The organism is Duganella callida, assembly GCF_004614165.1.
GTDB classification, from domain to species: Bacteria; Pseudomonadota; Gammaproteobacteria; order Burkholderiales; family Burkholderiaceae_D; genus Rugamonas; species Rugamonas callida.
Window position 1 is genome coordinate 1 of sequence record NZ_SPVG01000146.1, and the last position, 18,393, is coordinate 18,393.

The 18,393-nt window shown below is 67.3% G+C and carries 15 protein-coding genes and 1 pseudogene; 7 read left to right on the forward strand and 9 right to left on the reverse strand.

Annotated features, from left to right (window positions below):
• Window positions 1-53 precede the first annotated feature (53 nt).
• Genes E4L98_RS14040 through E4L98_RS14050 form a run of 3 tightly spaced genes read right to left on the reverse strand, consistent with a single transcriptional unit; the run spans window position 54 to window position 1,783 of the window.
• Complete coding sequence (locus E4L98_RS14040; protein WP_135202175.1) at window positions 54-326, reverse strand: YkgJ family cysteine cluster protein; 273 nt, start codon at window positions 324-326, stop codon at window positions 54-56.
• A 12-nt stretch (window positions 327-338) separates the two neighbouring features.
• Window positions 339-1,037, reverse strand: coding sequence for a pirin family protein (locus E4L98_RS14045; protein ID WP_135202176.1), 699 nt, complete (start codon window positions 1,035-1,037; stop codon window positions 339-341).
• A complete protein-coding gene (locus tag E4L98_RS14050) occupies window positions 1,034-1,783 on the reverse strand; it encodes an SDR family oxidoreductase (protein WP_135202177.1) in 750 nt (249 codons plus the stop codon). The genes E4L98_RS14045 and E4L98_RS14050 overlap by 4 nt, the downstream gene beginning before the upstream one ends.
• 111 nt (window positions 1,784-1,894) lie before the next feature.
• On the opposite strand from E4L98_RS14050, the gene E4L98_RS14055 reads away from it, so the two are divergent.
• The gene (locus E4L98_RS14055; protein ID WP_135202178.1) at window positions 1,895-2,818 is read left to right on the forward strand and encodes a LysR family transcriptional regulator; all 924 of its coding nucleotides are present in this window, start codon (window positions 1,895-1,897) and stop codon (window positions 2,816-2,818) included.
• Here the strand turns inward: E4L98_RS14055 and E4L98_RS14060 are convergent.
• Genes E4L98_RS14060 through E4L98_RS14070 form a run of 3 tightly spaced genes read right to left on the reverse strand, consistent with a single transcriptional unit; the run spans window position 2,760 to window position 5,524 of the window.
• Entirely contained in the window at window positions 2,760-3,563 is an 804-nt protein-coding gene (locus E4L98_RS14060; RefSeq protein ID WP_135202179.1) for an alpha/beta fold hydrolase, read from the reverse strand. The genes E4L98_RS14055 and E4L98_RS14060 overlap by 59 nt on opposite strands.
• Entirely contained in the window at window positions 3,560-4,576 is a 1,017-nt protein-coding gene (locus E4L98_RS14065) for a M14 family zinc carboxypeptidase (protein WP_135202180.1), read from the reverse strand. Before E4L98_RS14065 ends, E4L98_RS14060 begins: the two co-directional genes overlap by 4 nt.
• A gap of 45 nt (window positions 4,577-4,621) precedes the next feature.
• On the reverse strand, window positions 4,622-5,524 hold the full coding sequence (locus E4L98_RS14070; protein WP_135202181.1) for a LysR family transcriptional regulator: 903 nt from the start codon (window positions 5,522-5,524) through the stop codon (window positions 4,622-4,624).
• 109 nt (window positions 5,525-5,633) lie between these two features.
• On the opposite strand from E4L98_RS14070, the gene E4L98_RS14075 reads away from it, so the two are divergent.
• From E4L98_RS14075 to dkgB, 3 genes and pseudogenes are all read left to right on the forward strand, one after another.
• On the forward strand, window positions 5,634-6,650 hold the full coding sequence (locus E4L98_RS14075) for an aldo/keto reductase (protein ID WP_205746728.1): 1,017 nt from the start codon (window positions 5,634-5,636) through the stop codon (window positions 6,648-6,650).
• Window positions 6,651-6,654: 4 nt separating this feature from the next.
• Window positions 6,655-7,044 (forward strand): annotated as a pseudogene (locus E4L98_RS30700) (SRPBCC family protein); the annotation flags it as partial.
• Window positions 7,045-7,059: 15 nt separating this feature from the next.
• Window positions 7,060-7,863 carry a 2,5-didehydrogluconate reductase DkgB gene (gene dkgB / locus E4L98_RS14080; RefSeq protein WP_371857225.1) on the forward strand — a complete coding sequence of 268 codons (804 nt, stop codon included), beginning with the start codon at window positions 7,060-7,062 and terminating at the stop codon, window positions 7,861-7,863.
• Here the strand turns inward: dkgB and E4L98_RS14085 are convergent, their stop codons facing one another.
• The gene (locus tag E4L98_RS14085; RefSeq protein WP_135202183.1) at window positions 7,864-8,781 is read right to left on the reverse strand and encodes a LysR family transcriptional regulator; all 918 of its coding nucleotides are present in this window, start codon (window positions 8,779-8,781) and stop codon (window positions 7,864-7,866) included. It lies immediately after the preceding gene.
• Between the two features lie 95 nt (window positions 8,782-8,876).
• On the opposite strand from E4L98_RS14085, the gene E4L98_RS14090 reads away from it, so the two are divergent.
• The 3 genes from E4L98_RS14090 (at window position 8,877) to E4L98_RS14100 (ending at window position 13,243) form a co-directional block, all read left to right on the forward strand.
• A complete protein-coding gene (locus E4L98_RS14090) occupies window positions 8,877-9,311 on the forward strand; it encodes an ester cyclase (protein ID WP_135202184.1) in 435 nt (144 codons plus the stop codon).
• A 142-nt stretch (window positions 9,312-9,453) separates the two neighbouring features.
• Window positions 9,454-11,061, forward strand: a complete 1,608-nt coding sequence (locus E4L98_RS14095) for an ABC-F family ATP-binding cassette domain-containing protein (protein WP_135202185.1) — start codon at window positions 9,454-9,456, stop codon at window positions 11,059-11,061.
• 100 nt (window positions 11,062-11,161) lie between these two features.
• A complete protein-coding gene (locus E4L98_RS14100; RefSeq protein WP_167761329.1) occupies window positions 11,162-13,243 on the forward strand; it encodes a putative bifunctional diguanylate cyclase/phosphodiesterase in 2,082 nt (693 codons plus the stop codon).
• An 11-nt stretch (window positions 13,244-13,254) separates the two neighbouring features.
• Here E4L98_RS14100 and E4L98_RS14105 read toward each other — a convergent pair whose 3' ends face one another.
• Both E4L98_RS14105 and E4L98_RS14110 read right to left on the reverse strand, forming a co-directional pair.
• The gene (locus E4L98_RS14105) at window positions 13,255-15,258 is read right to left on the reverse strand and encodes a glycoside hydrolase family 97 protein (protein ID WP_135202187.1); all 2,004 of its coding nucleotides are present in this window, start codon (window positions 15,256-15,258) and stop codon (window positions 13,255-13,257) included.
• A 109-nt stretch (window positions 15,259-15,367) separates the two neighbouring features.
• The gene (locus E4L98_RS14110; RefSeq protein ID WP_135202188.1) at window positions 15,368-18,283 is read right to left on the reverse strand and encodes a sensor histidine kinase; all 2,916 of its coding nucleotides are present in this window, start codon (window positions 18,281-18,283) and stop codon (window positions 15,368-15,370) included.
• Between the last annotated feature and the right edge of the window lie 110 nt (window positions 18,284-18,393).

Consider the following 18,393-nt stretch of genomic DNA (forward strand, 5'->3'; position numbering starts at 1 on the left):
TAGCGCATGCGCTACGGCAGAGCCCGTGTGCGATTGGCAGAACTGACCCCGGATTATGGGGCGGTGGCGCGTTCGAGGTCGGTGAGCCAGCGGATGGCGTGCGCGCGGTCGGTGCCGCACATGTCGGCCGCGGGCTGCAGGCCGCCGCAGAAGGCGGGGCGCGCGGGCTGGCCGAAGATCAGGCAGCGGTTGTCGTCCGCCAGTTGCACGCAGCGCACCCCCGCCGGCTTGCCGTCGGGCATGCCGGGGATGGGGCTGGTGATGGAGGGGGCCGTGCAGCAGGCGCCGCAGTTCGGTCGGCACTCCAGGGAAGTGGTCGCGTGCATAGGGGCGGTATTTTACGCCACTTCCATCAGCAGCACTTCGGTGGCGTCGATGGCGCTCAGCGTCAGCCGCTGTTCGCCGTCGATCACCGCGCCGTCGCGGGCCGCCAGTTCGGTAGCGTTCACCGCCAGCCGGCCGTTGACGGCCACCACGTAGGCGCGGCCGGACAGGCGGTGCTCGATGCGCTCGCCGGCTTGCAGCGTCGCCGCCAGCAGACGGGCGTCGGCGCTCAGTGGCAGCGCGCCTTCGGCCTGGTCGGTTGCGTCGCCGCTGGCCAGCACGGCCAGCCTGCCGCTGCGTTCCGGGCGCGGAAAGCGTTTCGTCCGCCACGACGGTGCGCCGCCGGCGGTGCGCGGATGCAGCCAGATCTGGTACAGCAAGGTCGGCTCGTTTTCGCGGTTGTGCTCCGAGTGGACGATGCCTTCGCCCGCGCTCATCACCTGCACGTCGCCGGCTTCGATGCGGTGCTGGTTGCCCAGGCTGTCCGCGTGGGTGATGGCGCCGCGCCGCACGTAGGTGATGATCTCGACGTTGCGGTGGGCGTGCATGGGAAAGCCGGAGTCCGGCGCGAATTCGTCGTCGTTCCACACATGCAGCGCGCCCACCGCGCCATATTCCGGCCGCCCCATGCCGGCGAAGCGGAAGTGCAGCCGGGCCTTGAGCCAGCCGGCATCGCTGCCGGCCAGCGAGGCGTAAGGACGCGGCGTGATCATACCTGCGCCAGGCCACCGTCGACGAACAGCTCGGCGCCGTTGACGAAGCTGGAGTCGTCCGAGGCCAGGAAGGTGACGGCGCTGCCGATTTCGCTGGCCTCGCCCACGCGGCCCATCGGCACCTGGCTGGCCAGGTAGTCGAGCAGACCTTGCTGCTGGGCGGCGTCGTCGCCGGCCAGTTCCACCAGGCCCGGGGTTTTGATCGGTCCGGGCACGATGGTGTTGATGCGGATGGCACGGTCTTTCAAGTCCAGGATCCAGTTGCGGGCGAAGGCGCGCACCGCGGCTTTCGAGGCGGCGTAGACGCTGAAGGCGGCCGTGCCGGTGGTGGCGGCGGTGGAGCCGGTCAGGATCACCGAGGCGCCTTTGCTCAGCAGCGGCAGCGCTTTCTGCACGGTGAACAGCACGCCCTTGACGTTGCGGTCGAAGGTGTCGACGTAGTGGTCTTCGGTGATCGCGTCCAGTGGCAGCATGGAGCCGCCGCCGGCATTGGCGAACAGGACGTCGAGGCGGCCGTGGCGGGTTTTGATCTCGGCGTACAGTTTATCCAGGTCGCCCAGGCGCGACGAGTCGATGCGCAGGCCGGTGGCGCCGTGGCCGACGGCGTCCACCGCGGCGGCCAGTTCCGCCTCGCGGCGGCCGGTGATGATCACGGTGGCGCCTTCGGCGGCGAAGCGTTTGGCGGTGGCCAGGCCGATGCCGCTGGTGCCGCCGGTAACCAGTGCGATTTTGTTTGCGAGTTTCATGATCGTTTCCTTTAGTGTTGGTTGAGAAGTGCTGCTCGGTGAAGACATAGTACGCAGCCGCCAGATGTTTTAAAATAGAAGCAATCGCAAACTATCGTTGCAGAATTGTCGATGTCAAAAATTCCAGATTTTGAAGGACTGGCGATGTTCGCCAAGGTGGCCGAGGAACGCTCGTTCGCCGCGGCGGCGCGGGCGCTGGGCGTATCGGTGGCGACGGTGTCGCGCGGCGTGAGCCGGCTGGAGGACCGCCTGGGCGCGCGCCTGCTCAACCGCAGTTCGCGCCAGCTGGCGTTGACCGAGTTCGGTCACACGATCGCCGAAAGCGCCAGCCGCATCTACCGCGAGGCCGAAGCCACCGAAGGCGCGGCGCGCGAGATGTCGGTGCAGCCGCGCGGCCTGATCAAGTTTGCCGCGCCGATGTCGTTCGGCCTGCGCTGGGTGGCGCCGCTGCTGCCGGAGTTCTTCCAGCGCTATCCGGAGGTGTCGGTCGACCTGCACCTGTCGGATGCCACGGTCGATCTGGTCGGCGATGGCTATGACGCGGCGCTGCGCATCGCCGTGCTGGGCGATTCCGCGCTGGTGGCGCGCAAACTGTGTTCGGTGTCGCAGGTGCTGCTGGCGGCGCCCGCGTATCTGGAGCGGCATGGTGCGCCGTCCCATCCCTCGGAACTCAGTGCTCATGCCTGCCTGGCCTATGCCTATCGCGCGCGCAGCCCGGCGTGGCGCTTCACCAGCGAGGAGGGCGAGGAGGTCAGCGTGGTGCCGGAAGGTCCGCTGCGCGTAAACAATGCCGATGCGCTGATCCCGACCGTGCTGGCCGGCGTGGCGATCTGCGAACTGCCGGAATTCATGGCCAGCGAATACGTGCGCGACGGCCAGCTGGTACAGCTGCTGCCGACCTGGCGCATGGCGACCGGCGGCCTGTATTTTGTGCGGCCATCGGCACGTGCCAGGCCGGCCAAGGTGGAGGCGCTGGCTAGCTTTCTTGCCGAGCGCCTGGCGACGCCCGAGTGGCAACTGCCGCAGCAGAAGTAGCCAGCCACCCGGCCACCTGCCGCGCCACCCAGGGGCCATCGTCCAGCGGCAGATCGTGACCAGCGGTGGGATGCACGCGGTGCGGCGCCTGCCAGGCCTGCGCCAGATTGGCTGAGCAGCGTGGATCGACCAGCTGATCGCCGGCGCTGCTCAGCACCAGCACCGGAACGGCGGGCCGCGCGGCCGGGGCGCGGAAGCGGGCGGCGGACCACAGCTGGCGCAGCGCGTTGGCGCGCGTGACCGGATATTCGCGCTGGTAGGCCAGCCAGCGCGTCAGCATGCCTTCGCGGTAGGCCATGTCGCCCTCGCGGCTGGTCAGCCGCAGGATCAGACGTTCCTGGTTTTCCACGCCGCCCTTGAACACCTGCCTCAGTATCGATGGGTAGTTCTGCCAGCGCAGCCGCTGGTGGAAGCGGCTGTAGGGCCGCATGCTGGTGTTGATCAGCACACAGCGCTCGACTTCCTGCGGATAGCGGCTGGCCCATTCCACCGCCACCATGCCGCCCAGCGACAGGGCCAGCAGCGAATAGGGCGCCGGTACGCCGCGCGCGCGCAAATCCTGGCGGCAGAACTCCACCATCGCGGCCACCGTGGTGGCGCTACGCAGCGCGTGCTGTTCGCCGTTGCCGGGCAGGTCGGGCGTGATGATCACGGCATCCGGCACCGCCTCGGCCAGTTCGCCGGCGAAACGACCCCAATGGCGCTGTTCGCGCATCAGTCCCCGCAGCAGCACCCAGTGGCTCATGAGTGATACCACTGCGTCAGCGCGCGGCGATGATGGAAGGTGCGCGTCATTCCGGACGGCAGCCAGCGCGTATGGCTGGTGGCCGCGCGCATCAGGAAGTCGAGCAGGATCAGGTGCCGCCGCAGCACGCGTTGCAGACGGTGGCGTGCGGTCGGGTTGAAGATGGCGATGCGGTCGAAGATCTGGCGCGGGTTCTTCTTCACCCACAGCCAGGAGCCCATCTCCAGCGTGAGCGGCAGGAACACGCGCTCGCTGTAGGCGGTGCCGTTCAGGTACAGATAGTCCCACAAGTCGCCATGGGTGCGGTACTGGCGGCTCTGCGGCTCGAACACGTAGTTGTGGTTGGGGTAGGCCTGGGTGTACATCTCTTCCAGCGCGCCGATGTCGGCCAGATGCGGGATCGGCGTCGCCGTGTGCGCGTGCGGGAACCAGATGCGGTCGCGCAGGCCAAAGCCCGAGTGACAGTCGAGCGCCATGCTGAACTGGCGTGTCAGCAGCTCGCGTTCCACCAGCTCGCACACCGCCTGGCTTTCCGGCTCCATCGGCGCGCCCTCGGCGCCGCGGAACCACGGCAGGTGATGGCTGAAGCGCTGCCCGCCCAGCATGAAGGGCACGCGCTCGACGGCGCTCATCGGCGCGTTGCGCATCAGGTCCACGCCTTGCGGATTGCAGCGCGTGGCCTGCCACATGCCCCCAGGGTTCACCAGCGGCATCAGCACCAGCCGCAGCGACTGCAGCTGCTGGTGCAACGTATCGTCCCAGCGCAGCCGCGCCAGCAGGTTCTCGAGGAAGGACAGCACCACCTGGGTGCCGATGCGTTCCAGCCCGTGGATGCCGCCGAAGATGCCCAGCGCCGGCACGTCCGGGGCCGGATTGCCGATGGCGATGCTGTAGACCGGGAACTGGCGGCCGTCCATCGCCACCGTGCAGGACGTGCGCACCTCCAGATGTTTTCCACCTTCGTCGATCAGACGTTTCAGGGTGATCAGTTCGGGCAGATTCTTTTCCGGCATGGCGCGCTACGTAAAAAGAGATGTGCGCTAGTGTAGCCGATATTGCTAGCTTGCCGTCGCCGCCAACGACAGCAAGGTTTCGCGGAAGTTGGCCACCAGCGGCCGCAGGTTGATGCGGTGCCATGCCGCCCACAACGGCGCGCGATAACTGAACCACGGCAGCTCGCGCAGCACCACGCCCGGCGGCGCCTGATGCCGCAGGCCCTGCTGCACCAGCGCCACGCCCAATCCGGCCGCCACCAGGCCCAGCGCGGTGGTGGGTTCGCTGGCCTCCATCTTGATGCTGGGGGTGAAGCCCGACCGCACGCAGGCGGCCACGAAGTTGTGGTGATGTTCGCCCGTTTCGTGATGGCGCACCACGATCCAGTCCTGGCCGGCCAGATCGTCCGGCTTCAGTTCCGTGATGTCGGCCAGCGGATGGCCCTCCGGCAGCGCCAGGATCATTGGATCGCTCAGCACGCGCGCCGCTTCCAGGTCGGGATCGTCGGCCGGCGGCGGATCGCACACCAGCGCAATGTCCAGGCTGCGCTGGCGCAGTCCTTCCAGCTGCTCGGACGAGTGCAGGCTGTAGAGCGCCACGTGCACGTTCGGCCGCGTTGCGCGCAGGGTGCGCAGGCCGCCGGGCAGCACGCCGGCATGCATGGCGTTTTCGATGTAGCCGATACACAGGCCCCCCTCGTCGCCGCGTCCCAGGCGCTTGGCCAGCGCCTCCAGCCGCCGGGCGTGGGTGAGGAAGGCCTGCGTCTCGGCCAGGAAAGTGCGGCCGTCACGGGTCAGGCGGATGCGTTGCTGGCTGCGTTCGAACAGCGTCAATCCCAGCTTTTCCTCCAGTTGGGCGATCTGTCGGCTCAGCGGCGATTGCGAGATATGCAGCTTCTCGGCGGCGCGGCCCACATGTTCCTCTTCGGCCACGGTGACGAAATACTGGAGTTGGCGGATGTCGAGCATTTGAGACCTCGAATGACTTAAGTTGTGCAAATTATGTCTTGGACAGTCTAAAGTAGTCAATCTAAACTTTGCCTCAGTTCTTCAAATTACTCCTCCGAAAGGAATCGACATGAGCATCCGTAACAAACTGCAAAGCAAACTGGGTTTTGGCGCCGCACCGCTGGGCAATATGTTCCGCAACATCCCTGACGAAGAAGCACTGGCCACCGTGGAAGCGGCCTGGAATCAGGGCGTGCGTTACTTCGACACCGCGCCGCTGTACGGCGCCGGCCTGTCCGAGCTGCGCATCGGCGAAGCGCTGGCCAAGTACAAGCGTGACAAGTACATCCTCAGCACCAAGGTCGGCCGCGTGATCCTCGACGAAGTGGAAGATCCGTCGGCGCGCCAGCTGGGCGAGAAGGGGGGCGTGTTCCAGTTTGGCCGCCCTAACAAGATTGTCAACGACTACACCGCCGACGGCACCCTGCGCTCCATCGAGGACAGCCTGAAACGCCTGAAGACCGACCACCTGGACATCGTCTTCATCCACGACGTGGCGCAGGACTTCTACGGCGACAGCTGGCTGCAGCACTTCGAAACGGCCCGTACCGGCGCCTTCCGCGCCCTCGATCGCCTGCGTGACGAAGGCGTGATCAAGGGCTGGGGCCTGGGCGTGAACCGCGTCGAACCGGTGGAACTGATGCTGGAACTGGATGAACCGAAACCGGACGTGACCCTGCTGGCCGGTCGCTACACGCTGCTCGATCACGAACGCGCGCTGCAGCGCCTGATGCCGACGGCGCTCAGGCACGGCATGGACGTGGTGGTCGGTGGCCCATACAGCTCGGGCATCCTGGCCGGCGGCGCCCATTTCGAATACCAGAAAGCCTCGCCGGAAATCATCGCCAAGGTGGAGCGCATCAAGGCCATTGCCCAGCGTCACAACGTCAGCGTCAAGGCGGCCGCACTGCACTTCGCGCTGGCCAATCCGGCGGTGGCGGCAGTGATCCCGGGCGCCAGCCGTCCGGAGCGCATCGCCGAGGACCATGCGGCGCTGAACGAAAAAGTGCCTGCCGCCTTCTGGCAGGAGATGCGTGAACAGAAACTGGTGGCGGACAATGCGCCCCTGCCAGGCGACAAGGAGTAAGACCATGGCCAGCACGATTGCAAGCATTACGCTCCCGGTGAGCGCGGACCGTGTCTGGCAGCTGATCGGCGGGTTCAACTCGCTGCCCGATTGGCTGCCATACATCCCGCAAAGCGAATTGAGCGAGGGTGGCCGCATCCGCACCCTGGCCAATCCGTCCGGCGACGCCATCGTCGAACGGCTGGAAGTGTTCAACGACGAGGAACGCTACTACAGCTATTCGATCCTGAAGGCGCCGTTCCCGTCCCGCGATTACTACGCCACGCTGCGCGTCAAGCCGGCCGGCGAGACGACATCGGTGGTCGAGTGGGCCGGCTGCTTTGCGCCGGTCGGCGTCAGCGACGAGGAAGTGGTCAGGCTGTTCCACGGTATTTACACCGACGGGCTGCAGGCGCTGGCGCAGAAGATCATGGAAGTGCCGGCGCTGGGCGTGGGTACCTTCCGTCTGCAGGGCGAGGCGGCGTTCGATTCGGTACGCAATGCGCTGGAAGCCGGCTACCGCGTGATCGACACCGCGCAGATCTACGGTAACGAGGCCGAAGTCGGCGCCGCCATCGCGGCCAGCGGCGTGCCGCGTTCGGCGCTGTACCTCACCACCAAGATCTGGATCGACAATCTGTCGCGCGACAAGCTGATACCGAGCCTGAAGGAGAGCCTGGCCAAGCTGCGCACCGATTACGTCGACCTGACCCTGATCCACTGGCCCTCGCCCGGCGACGCGGTGGCGCTGAAGGAGTTCATGGAAGCGCTGGCGGAAGCCCGCGAGCAGGGGCTGACGCGGCAGATCGGCATCTCCAACTTCACCATCGATCTGATGCAACAGGCGATCGAGGTGGTGGGCGCGGAGGCGATTGCCACCAACCAGATCGAGCTGCATCCGTACCTGCAGAACCGCAAGGTGGCCGAGTTTGCGCGTCAGAACGGCATCCACGTCACCTCGTACATGACGCTGGCTTACGGCAAGGTGCTGAGCGATCCGACCATCCTCGCTATCGCCGAACGGCATCAGGCGACACCGGCGCAGGTGGTGCTGGCCTGGGCGATGCGCCTGGGCTACGCGGTGATCCCGTCGTCGACCAAACGCGCCAACCTGGAAAGCAACCTGAAGGCGCGTGAACTGAATCTGAGCGACGACGATATGGCGCAGATCGGTGCGCTGGATCGCGGCGAGCGCCTGACCAGCCCTCAAGGCCTGGCGCCGGCCTGGGATTGATCAGGCCATCGTTGCGGCGACCAGCGCGATCTGCTCCCGCAGCCAGCGCTGGGCCGGATGTGCATCGTTGCGCCGGTGCCAATGCAGCACGAACGGCACCGGCGCCAGATTGATTTCCTTCGGCAGCGACATCAGCGCCAGCTGATCGCGCATGCCGCTGGCTTCCACCGCGCCTCTCATCATCGTCGCCAGCAGATCGCTGCGGGCGACGATGCCGGGGACGGCGTACATCTGCGGCAGGGCCAGCGCGATGCTGCGTTTGCGTCCCAGCTGCGCCAAACTGGTATCCACCAGGCCGACGCCATCCCCCTCCGGCGACACCAGCAGGTGCTGGTACGACAGGAAAGCCTCCAGCGTCATCTTCCTTTTGGTCAGCGGATGTTTTTTGCGTGCGACGCAGACGAAAGCTTCCTCGAACAATGCCATGGTCGGAATGCGCGGCGTGTCGCCGGCGGGGACGCCGACGGCCGCATCGGCCTCGCCCGCATCGAGCAGCGCCAGCGCGTCCTCGCGCGCGGTGAACGCCTTGACGCGCAGGGTGACGCCCGGCGCCCGCCGCGCCAGCCGTTCCTGCAGCGCCGGCAGCAGCCGGAAGGCCGGATGCTCCGACAGGCCGAGCGTGAACCGCACGGTCGACCGCGCCGGATCGAACGCCTGCGTGAAGTCCAGCGTGCGCTGGATGCTGGCCAGCGCCTCGCCCAGCGGCGCCGCCAGCTCCAGCGCGCGCGGCGTGGGCTGCAGGCCGCTGGCGCTGCGCACGAACAAGTCATCCTTCAACAACAGCCGCAGACGCGCCAGCGCCGCGCTCATGGCGGGCTGGGTACGGCCGATGCGCACGCCTGCGCGCGTGACGTTGCGCTCGCACATGAGCGCGTCGAAAGCCACCAGCAGATTGAGGTCGATTCCATGTAAATCCATGCGGTGGATAATACTGCATATCCATTATCGATTGGACTTGCGTGCGGCGTGGGCGCTACAGTGAACGGGTCATTCACTCACCCGGAAAGCACACCATGACCATGCAGGACAACGGCCTGACCACGGCCCAGCAACAGGCAATCGAACATCTCTACCGCGCCTTCAACGAGCACAATCCCGAGCTGCTGCATCTGGCGGTCGCGCCGGACTGGCAGGACATTCCGCTCGGCCCGGGCCAGCAGCCGGGCCTGGAAGGCATGAAGCCGATCATCGGCATGTTCACCGCCGCGTTCCCCGACGTGAAGATCACCGTCCTGGACATGTTCGGCCGCGACGGCAAGGCGGCGGTGCGCGCGCAGATCACCGGCACGCATCGCGGCGAGTTTTTCGGCATTCCGCCGACCGGCAAGCCGATCGCCATCGCCATCCATGAATTCCATGATCTGTCGGCGGACCGCGTGACCCGCACCTGGCACCTGGAGGACTGGTTCGGCATGCTCAGTCAGGTGGGCGCCTGGCCGGCGGCCTGATTTGACTTGGACGGGCGATGATGGCATAGTCGTCCTTCATTCCCCATGAGGTGTTCGTACGATGTGATCAACGATGCAGTTATCTGAATGACCAGGTGTCCCGCAACGGGACGGTTATCACGCATCGACTGAAAACATCACCATGACGAATACCTTGCTGACGCTGGAAGGCGTCTCCTATGCGCTGGCCGACGGCCGCATTCTTTTCCACGATTTGAACGAAGTGTTCGACCAGCGCCGCACCGGGCTGGTGGGACGTAACGGCGCCGGCAAGAGCGTGCTGGCGCGCGTGATGGCCGGCGAGCTGGCGCCGTCGTCGGGCCGCTGTGTGCGCAACGGTGCGGTGCACTATCTGGCGCAGCAGATCGCGCAGGATGCACATGCCACGGTGGCCGCACTGGCCGGCGTGGGGCCGGCGCTGGAGGCTTGGCAGCGTATCGCGCAAGGCAGCGCCGATCCCGCCGATTTCGATGCGGTGGGCGAGCGCTGGGATCTGCGCGAGCGGCTGCAGTCGCAACTGGAGCAGCATGGCCTGGCGCATCTGCGGCCGGAGACGCCGGCTTCGTCGCTGAGCGGCGGCGAGGCGATGCGCGTCTCGCTGATCGCGGCGTGGTTGTCGGAAGCGGCGTATCTGATACTCGACGAACCGAGCAACCATCTCGACCGCGCCAACCGCGAGGCGCTGCTGGCGCAACTGCGGCGCTGGCCCGGCGGGCTGCTGGTGATCAGCCATGACCGCGAGCTGCTGGAGCAGATGGAGCGCATCGTCGAACTGTCGCCGCTGGGATTGCGCGGTTATGGCGGCGGTTATGCCCTGTACGCCGAATGCCAGCGCGCCGAGCGCGAAGGCGCGCAGCGACAGCTGGAGCAGCGCAAGCTGGAACGCAGGCGCGAAGCGCAGTCCATGCGCGAGCAGCAGGAGCGGCAGGAACGGCGCGCGGCGAAAGGCACCGCCGAGGGGCGTGAGGCGAATCAGGCAAAGATACTGCTGGGCGGGCAAAAGAACCGTGCCCAGGGTACGGCCGGCAAGTTGCGGCAGCAGCACGCGGAACAGCGGGCGTTGTTGTCGCAACGCGTGCAGGAAGCGGCGCGCCAGGTTGTGCCGGATGCCGTCATCGCCATGCACGCGCCGGGCGGCCAGCAGGCTGCGCGCCAGCGCCTGGCGGTGCTGGAAGAGGTGGTGCTGCCATACACGACCGCCGCCGGCATCAGCCTGACGATCACCGGCCAGCAGCGCATCGGCGTGACGGGGCCGAACGGCTGCGGCAAGTCGACATTGCTGAAGGTGCTGGCGGGCCAGCTGGCGCCGCGGTCGGGACGCTGCGAGGTGCGCGCGCGGGTGGCGTTGCTGGATCAGCAGCTGGCCGGCCTGGCGCCGCAGCGCTCGGCCATCGAGCACCTGCTGGAGGTCAACCGTGGCGCCGGTGAAGCGGCGCTGCGCACCTGCCTGGCGCAAATGGGGCTGGACGCACAACTGGCCGCCGCGCCCACCGCGACGCTGAGTGGCGGCGAACGCCTGAAAGTGGCGCTGGCCTGCGCGCTGTACGCGCATCCGCCGGCGCAGCTGCTGCTGCTCGACGAACCGAACAACCACCTGGACCTGAGCGCGCTCGAAGCGCTGGAAGCCATGCTGCGCCAGTATCAGGGCGCGTTGATGGTGGTATCGCACGACCCGGTATTGCTCGGATCGCTTGCGCTGACCCACCGTTTGCAGGCCACGGAAAGCGGCTGGACGCTGATTTCAGAGTAACCGCTCACTGCCTGTACGGTTCACGTACTGTAGCGTTTCGCGGCGGCGCAATATGGTACTGTGTAAGGACAAACCGCGCGGTGAAGGGGAGACGATGGACATGCGTATATTGATCGTCAGTGCCGACGCGGCCGAACGCCGGCGCATGCAGCGCCTGCTGCGCAGCGCGCCGGGCGACGAGGATCAGATCAGCTGCCACGGTGTCGCCGCACTCGACGAGCTGCCGCGCCTGGCCGGCGACGTCCCCGAGCTGATATTGCTGAACCCGCATTTGACGGACGACGCCGAAGGCGATATCTGGCGCATTTTGTCGGCGTATTACCACACCGTGCCGATTGTGGTGCTGGCCTGCGACAGCACCCTGATGCAGGCCAGGCAGGCGGTGGTGCGCGGCGCCGTCACCCACGTGCTCAGCGCCACCATCGGCCGCGAGCCGCTGCGCCAGATGTTACGGGCGGTGGTGATCGCCACCCGCCGCGCCGGCGCCGACGCCGGCGCGCATCACCAGTACCGCGCGGTGACCGAGGCCATGGCGGACGGCGTGCTCACCACCGACGCGCGCGGCTGCATCGACTACGCCAACCCGGCCGCGCTGCGGCTGCTGAATGCGAGCGCGCCAGACGTGCAGGGCACGCCGATCGGTCAGCTGATGGCGTTGCGCGACGCCGAGACGCAGGTGCAGATCGAACATCCCGTGCTGCGCGTGCTGGCCACCGGCGGCGTGGTGCGGCTGTCCGGCGGTTGTGTCCTGACCCGGCAGGGCGACCCCGACATCATGATCCAGGACGCCACCTCGCCGATCCGCGACAGCGCTGGCGCCGTCAGCGGGGTGGTGATGACCTTCCACGACATCACCAGTGCGCATGCGCTGAAACAGCAGGTCGACCACCTGGCGTGGCACGATTTTCTGACCGGTCTGCCGAACCGGTTTGCGGCCCAGCGCCATCTGGAACAGATTCTGGCCGAAGCCAAGGTGCGCGCGGTGCCGCTGGCGGTGATGTACCTGGACCTGGACAAGTTCAAGGCGGTCAACGACCACCACGGCCACGCCGCCGGCGACGCCCTGCTGATCTCGGTGACCACGCGTCTGCGCGCGTGCTTCCGCAGCATCGATCTGATCAGCCGCCAGGGCGGCGACGAGTTCCTGGTGCTGATGGCGCCGGGCAGCGCGCGCATCGATGCCACCCAGGCCGCGGAGCGTATCCACGATGCCATCGCCCGCCCGCACCAGGTGGACGGCACCGAGGTGAAAGTCGGCTGCAGCATCGGCATCGCGCTGTTTCCCGAGCATGGCAACTGCGGCGACGCGCTGCTGCGCCATGCCGACACCGCGCTGCAGGCGGCCAAGGTGGAGGGCCGCAACACCTGGCGCTTTTTCAGCCGCAGCCTGCTGGCGAATGTGGTGGAACGCCGGCAGATGGAGGATGGCATGCGGCGCGCGATGTGCGAAGGCGAGTTCGAACTGCATTACCAGCCAAAGATCCGCCTGTCCGACGGCACCCTGTGCGGCTGCGAGGCGTTGCTGCGCTGGCAGCATCCCGACTGGGGCTGGGTGGCGCCGGGGCGTTTCATCCGCAGCGCCGAGGAATGCGGGTTGATCGTGACGCTGGGACGCTGGGTGATGCGCGAGGCCCTGGCACAGGCGCGCCTGTGGCAAAACAGCGGCCTGCGGTTTGGTGCGATCGCCATCAATGTCTCGACACTGGAGCTGGCGCAGGTCGATTTCGCCGATTATCTGGAACACCAGATCGACGTTTCGGGCCTGGCGGCGTCCAGGCTGCAGCTGGAACTGACCGAATCGGCCATGATGCACGACATGCGCGGCGCCGGCGGCGTGCTGCAGCGCCTGAAAGACACCGGGCTGTCGCTGGCGATCGATGACTTCGGCACCGGTTATTCCAGTCTGAGCTACCTGGCCGAACTGCCGATCGACCTGCTCAAGGTGGACCGCAGTTTTGTCCACGGCATCGACCATGCCGACACGCGCCGTCAGACATTGCTGCGCGCGGTGCTGGCGCTGGTGGACAACCTGGGGCTGTCGGCCGTGGCCGAGGGCATAGAAACCTCGGCCGAAATGACCTTCCTGGCGGATGCCGGCTGCGGGCAGGGCCAGGGCTACTACTACAGCCAGGCGCTGGACGCCTGCAGCTTCGAGCGGCGCTTCCTGGCGCCGCCGCAGTGAAGCTGCGCCGGTTATGGGGTGCGCGGCCGCAACACGGCCACCGCGCCGCCGGATGGCGCCAGCTTCAGCGTCAGGCTCTGCATCGCCGTGACCGCGCCACCGCCGGCCTGCAGATGCGTGGCGTCGGCACCGTCCTGCAAGACATCGGCGTGGTAGCCGCCTTTGCCCAGGAAGGACAGCGGCACCTTCAGCGTCCGTTCGGTTTCGTTGGTCATGGCGCCGAGGTACCACACATCGCCCTTGCGGCGCGCCGAGACGATGTATTCGCCGATGTCGCCCGCCACGATGCGCGTTTCATCCCAGGACGTCGGCACGGTCTGGATGAACTCCGCGCCGTCGGCCCAGGAACCGTCGGCATTCTTGTACGCGGCCGGGCTGTCGGACACCATCTGGAACGGGCTGTCGTACACCACGTACATGGCGACGGCCTGGCCGCGCGTGGTCATCACCATCGGTTCGTGATTGCGTTGCGCGAAGGTGGCCGGCGTGGCGTTGTGGAAGCCGCCCGGCGTGTAATCCATCGGCCCGAGGATCATGCGCGTGAACGGCAGCGTGACGTTATGCGTGGCGGTGATGCGCGCGCTCCACTTGTTGTTCTCGGCGCCCAGCACCCCTTCCTGGGTGATGAAGTTGGGCCAGGTGCGGTTCAGGCCATTCGGCGGATAGGCGCCGTGCAGATCCACCATCAACCTGTACTCTGCGGCCTTGCTCAGTACCTTGTGATACCAGTCGACCATCTCCTGGTCGTTGCGGTTCATGAAGTCCACCTTCACGCCCTTGATGCCCCAGGCGGCATACTGTTTGAAGGCGGCGTCCATCTGATTGTCCAGCTGCTGCCACTGCACCCACAACCACACGCCCACGCCCTGCGACCTGGCGTATTGCAGCAGCGCCGGCATGTCCACGGCCGGCTTGGCGCGGGTGACGTCGGCCTGCGGATTCGGCTCGACGTCGCTGCCGACCGACCAGCCTTCATCGATCAGGATGTCGTCCAGCTTCATCTCCCTGGAAAAATCGATGAACGCCTTGTAGGTGGCGGTGTTGATGCCGGCGCCCGGCACCTTCACCGCCCAGTCGTTCCACCAGTCCCACGCCGTCTTGGACGGCTTGATCCAGCTGGTGTCCCTGATTTGCGAGGGAGCGGCCAGGGTCGGAATCAGCGACGACGCGGCCAGGTCGCCCGGCGCGTCGCCCAGCATCACCACCCGCCACGGCGTGCGGAAGCCCCGGCCCTGCAACTGCACGCTGGCGGAGACGGTCTTGCGGAAGCGGTAGTCGCGGTTGTTGTCGAAGCGCGGCGGCAGCGTGATCATCACGCCCAGTCCCGCATCGCCGCGACCGGACAGGTACATGCCCGGGTAATCCTTCACGTCGGATTCGGCGATGGCGAAGGTGGTCGTGCCGGCGCCGGTCTTGCACACCAGCGGCGCCATGTAGTTGTGGAAGTTGCGGATCTGCGAAGCCTTCACCGGGTCGTATTCCGCCTCGAAGCTGGTGTCGAAACGGCCCATGTTGGCGCCCCAGCAGTCGTAGTCCCTGGCGAAGTTGAACTGGGTGGCCTCGTTCATCACCTTGAACGCTTTCAGGCCGGCCTGCTCCGGCACCAGGTAGCGCAGCGCCACGCCGTTGTCGTAGGCGCGTACCAGCAGGTGGAACTGCAGCGGCCTGCCATCCTTGCCGCTGGCGGTGAAGGCCAGGTCGGACTGATTGTAACGATCGGGTGCGCTGCGCGCCTTGCCGGCGACGATCTCGTAGGTGTCGTCGACGCTGCTCTCGGTATGGCCGCCCGCTGTGGCGCCGGCGGCGATGGCGCCGATGTCCAGGTTCAGCCCCAGTGGCGACGGCTCAAGGATGGCCTTGCCGTCGCGGCTCACGGACCAGGTCAGCTTATCGCCGTCGATGCGCACGGCGTTGCGGCCGTCCGGCGACTTGATGGTGATGGTTTCGGCGCCGGCCGGCGCGCAAAACGCGGCGGCGACGGCAAGCGCCACGGCGGCGCGGACAGGATCGGGCATGGTGTCTCCAGTGATTTTATTGTGCACCATTGTGCTTTCAGCACGATTGCGCCGCAATTGCGAAATTCACCAAGCCCGCGCATGTTTATTCACCCGACACGCGACAAGGTCAGGCGGTTTGCTCCACATAGGCCAGCCGCGCGGCGGCGCGCAGTTCGACCACCGTGCCCTGGCCCGGCGCGCTGCTGATGTCGATGCTGGCGCCGACGCGGCGGGCGCGCTCGCGCATGCCGACCATGCCGAAGTGCCGCTCCCGCAGCCGCTGCCGCACTTCTTCGTTGTCGATGCCGCGACCGTCGTCGGCCACGCGCAGCGACAGTACCTCGTCGCGGTAGTCGATGCGCACCGTGATGCGCGCCGCCCGCGCATGCTGGAAGGCGTTGCGCAACGCCTCCTGGCCGATGGCGCACAATTCTTCCTGCACCGGCGGCGCCAGCTGGCGCGGCGTGCCTTCGATCTGCAGTTCGAAGCGGATATGCGGCTGCAGCGCCGCCAGCCCGGTGCCGGTCTGGTCCAGCTGGGCGCCGATGTCCTGGCCGCTGCGCAGCTGCTGCACCTGGTCGCGGCCTTCGTCGATGGCGCGGTCGGCGTCGTCGAGGATGGCCTCCAGCTTGGCGCGCGGCTCGCTGCCCGCGGGCAGCTTGGTCAGCACCGCGTACACGCGCAGCGTCAGCGCCTGCACGCTTTGCAGGAAGGTATCGTGCAGGGTGCGCGCGATGCGTTCGCGCTCGTCCATGCGCACCTGCAGCTGGCGCGCCATGGCGGCCGTGACGCGCCGCAGCCGGTATTTGTACAGGCCGTACAGCAGCAGCAGCGCGGCGGCCGCGCACAGCAGCTGGAACCACCAGGTCTCGGTCATGCTCGGCGCGACGTCCATCTGCAGCGTGGCCACCGCGTCGCTGACGATGCCGTCCTCGTTGACCGCGCGCACCTTGAAAGTGTAGTGGCCGGGGCCGATATTCGTGTAGTACGCGGCGCGGCGCGTGCCGGCGTCCTGCCAGTGCGGGTCGACGCCGTCGAGCAGGTACTGGAAGCGCATCGCCTCCGGCTTGCGCAGGCCGGGCGCGGTGTACTGGATGTTGAAGCTGCGCACGCCGGGCGGCAGCCGCAGCGGCGCGTTGGCCGGGTAGCTGCGCTCGTCGCTGTTCACGCGCAGCAGCTGCACCACCGGCTTGACGGTGTTGAGCCGCAGCGTGGCCGTGTCCAGCCGCACGATGCCGCCGCTGGTGCGGAACCACAGCTGGCCATTGCCGGCGTTGTAGATGGTCTGCAGCCGGTTTTCCATCGCCGCGCGGCCCGGATAGCCCTCCAGCGCGTCGATCACTTCATACGCCAGCGGCTGGCGCGGATCGCGCATCGCCGCTTCCCAGTCGGCGCGGCGGACGTGCACCACGCCGCGCGCGCCGTTGAGCCAGCGGTCGCCCTCCGGCGTCACGGCCAGGCCGCTGACGTTGCGCAGCGCCTCGGCATGGAACGGCGCCAGCGCCTCGAACTTGCCGCCGCGCAGCACCGCGAGGCCGTGCTCGCCGGCGACGATCAACTGCGTTCCGGGGAAGATGCCCGATTCCTGGCCGACCACGGCGATGTCGTAGCGGGTCTGCTGGCCATTGTCGTAAAAGGTCAGGCCGCCGTCATTATGGCTGAGCCACAATTGCCCCGGACCGGCGGCCGCCGACATGAAGATGCGCTTGGGCAGGTTGAAGGCCGAGCGCGGCAGCCACTTGCCGTCCACCCAGCCCAGCAGGCCGGTCTGGATCGACGCCATCCACAGCACCTTGCCGTCGTCGAGCAGGCCCAGCACATTGAGGTCGGTGGGCTGGCCGCCGGGCATGGGCAGGGCGATGCGGCTGGACTGGCCGCGCCGCAGCCGCTCGATGTCGCGCGGGCCGGCCAGCAGCAGCGCGCCATCGCGGTCGGTGGCCACCGTCGAGACGGTGCGGCCCGGATCGCGCAGCGGCGGATCGTCCGGATGCACGCGCCACAGCGCGCGGTTGCGCCACTCGGCCGCCCACAGCCGGCCCTCGCTGTCGCCCGCCAGGCTGAGGTTGCCGGAAGGCGCGGGAATCCGCACCGGCACCAGCTTGTTCTCGCGGAAACGGTCGAGGCCGGTGTTGGTGGCGATCCAGATATTGCCCTCGCGGTCTTCCAGCACCGCGTTGGCGGACAGGTTGCTCAGCTGCCAGCTCTGGTCCAGCCGGCCGCTGGCCTGGCGCGACGGGATGATCGCGCCATCGTGCAGGTTGCCGGCGCGCGCGACGCGGCAGACGCCGATCGGGCACGCCAGCGCCCACAGGTTGCCGTCGCGGTCGAACTGGCCCATGGTGCGCGATTCGGCCTGGTTGAACTCGGGCTGGCGCGGCAGCGACTGCCCGGTGGCCGGCATCGGCACCGGATAGACGGCGTCGCGCTGGCCGACCCACAGGCGGCCGTCGGGCGATTGCATCAGGCCGCCATGGAAGTGCTCGCCGACGACGCGCAGCAGCTGGCCGCTGTCGCGCTCGTAGCGGTAGAGCCCGCGGTCGGTCGAGGCCCAGACCCGGTCGTACTGGTCGATCACCAGGCTGAGCGTGCGGCCGGCCCAGTCCGGCCCGCCGCCGATCAACTGCCACTGCCCGTGGGCGTAGCGGTACAAGCCGTTGGTGGACACGGCCCAGATGGCGCCCGCGCGGTCCATGCCCATCGCGCCGAGCGAGCCCAGCTTCTGCCCGGCCGGATCGGCCAGGTCTTCCACCTTGCCGTCCGGGTGGATCACCGACAAGCCCTCGAGCTCGTAGCTGACCAGCAGGTCGCCGTTGTCCAGCGCGTGCACGCTGTAGATGCGGTTGCGCTTGAGCGGCACCCGTTCGAAGCTGAGGCCGTCGAAGCGGTACAGCCCGTCCATGGTGCTCAGCCACAGCCAGCCGTCGCGGGTCTGCGCCATGCCCTGGATATCGGACGGCACGCCATCCTTTTCGCTCCAGCTGACGTGGTTGAGGTCTTCCAGCCGCACGCCGGGATTCAGCGCCTGGGCCTGTTGAAACAGCAAGATTGCGGCCAAGCCAACCAGCCATTTCCTCAGGTACCTGAACATGACACCGCCCTTTATGGCAAAATGCCCATTTTAGTGTGCCCATCCTGCGGCTTGACCGGTCTTTT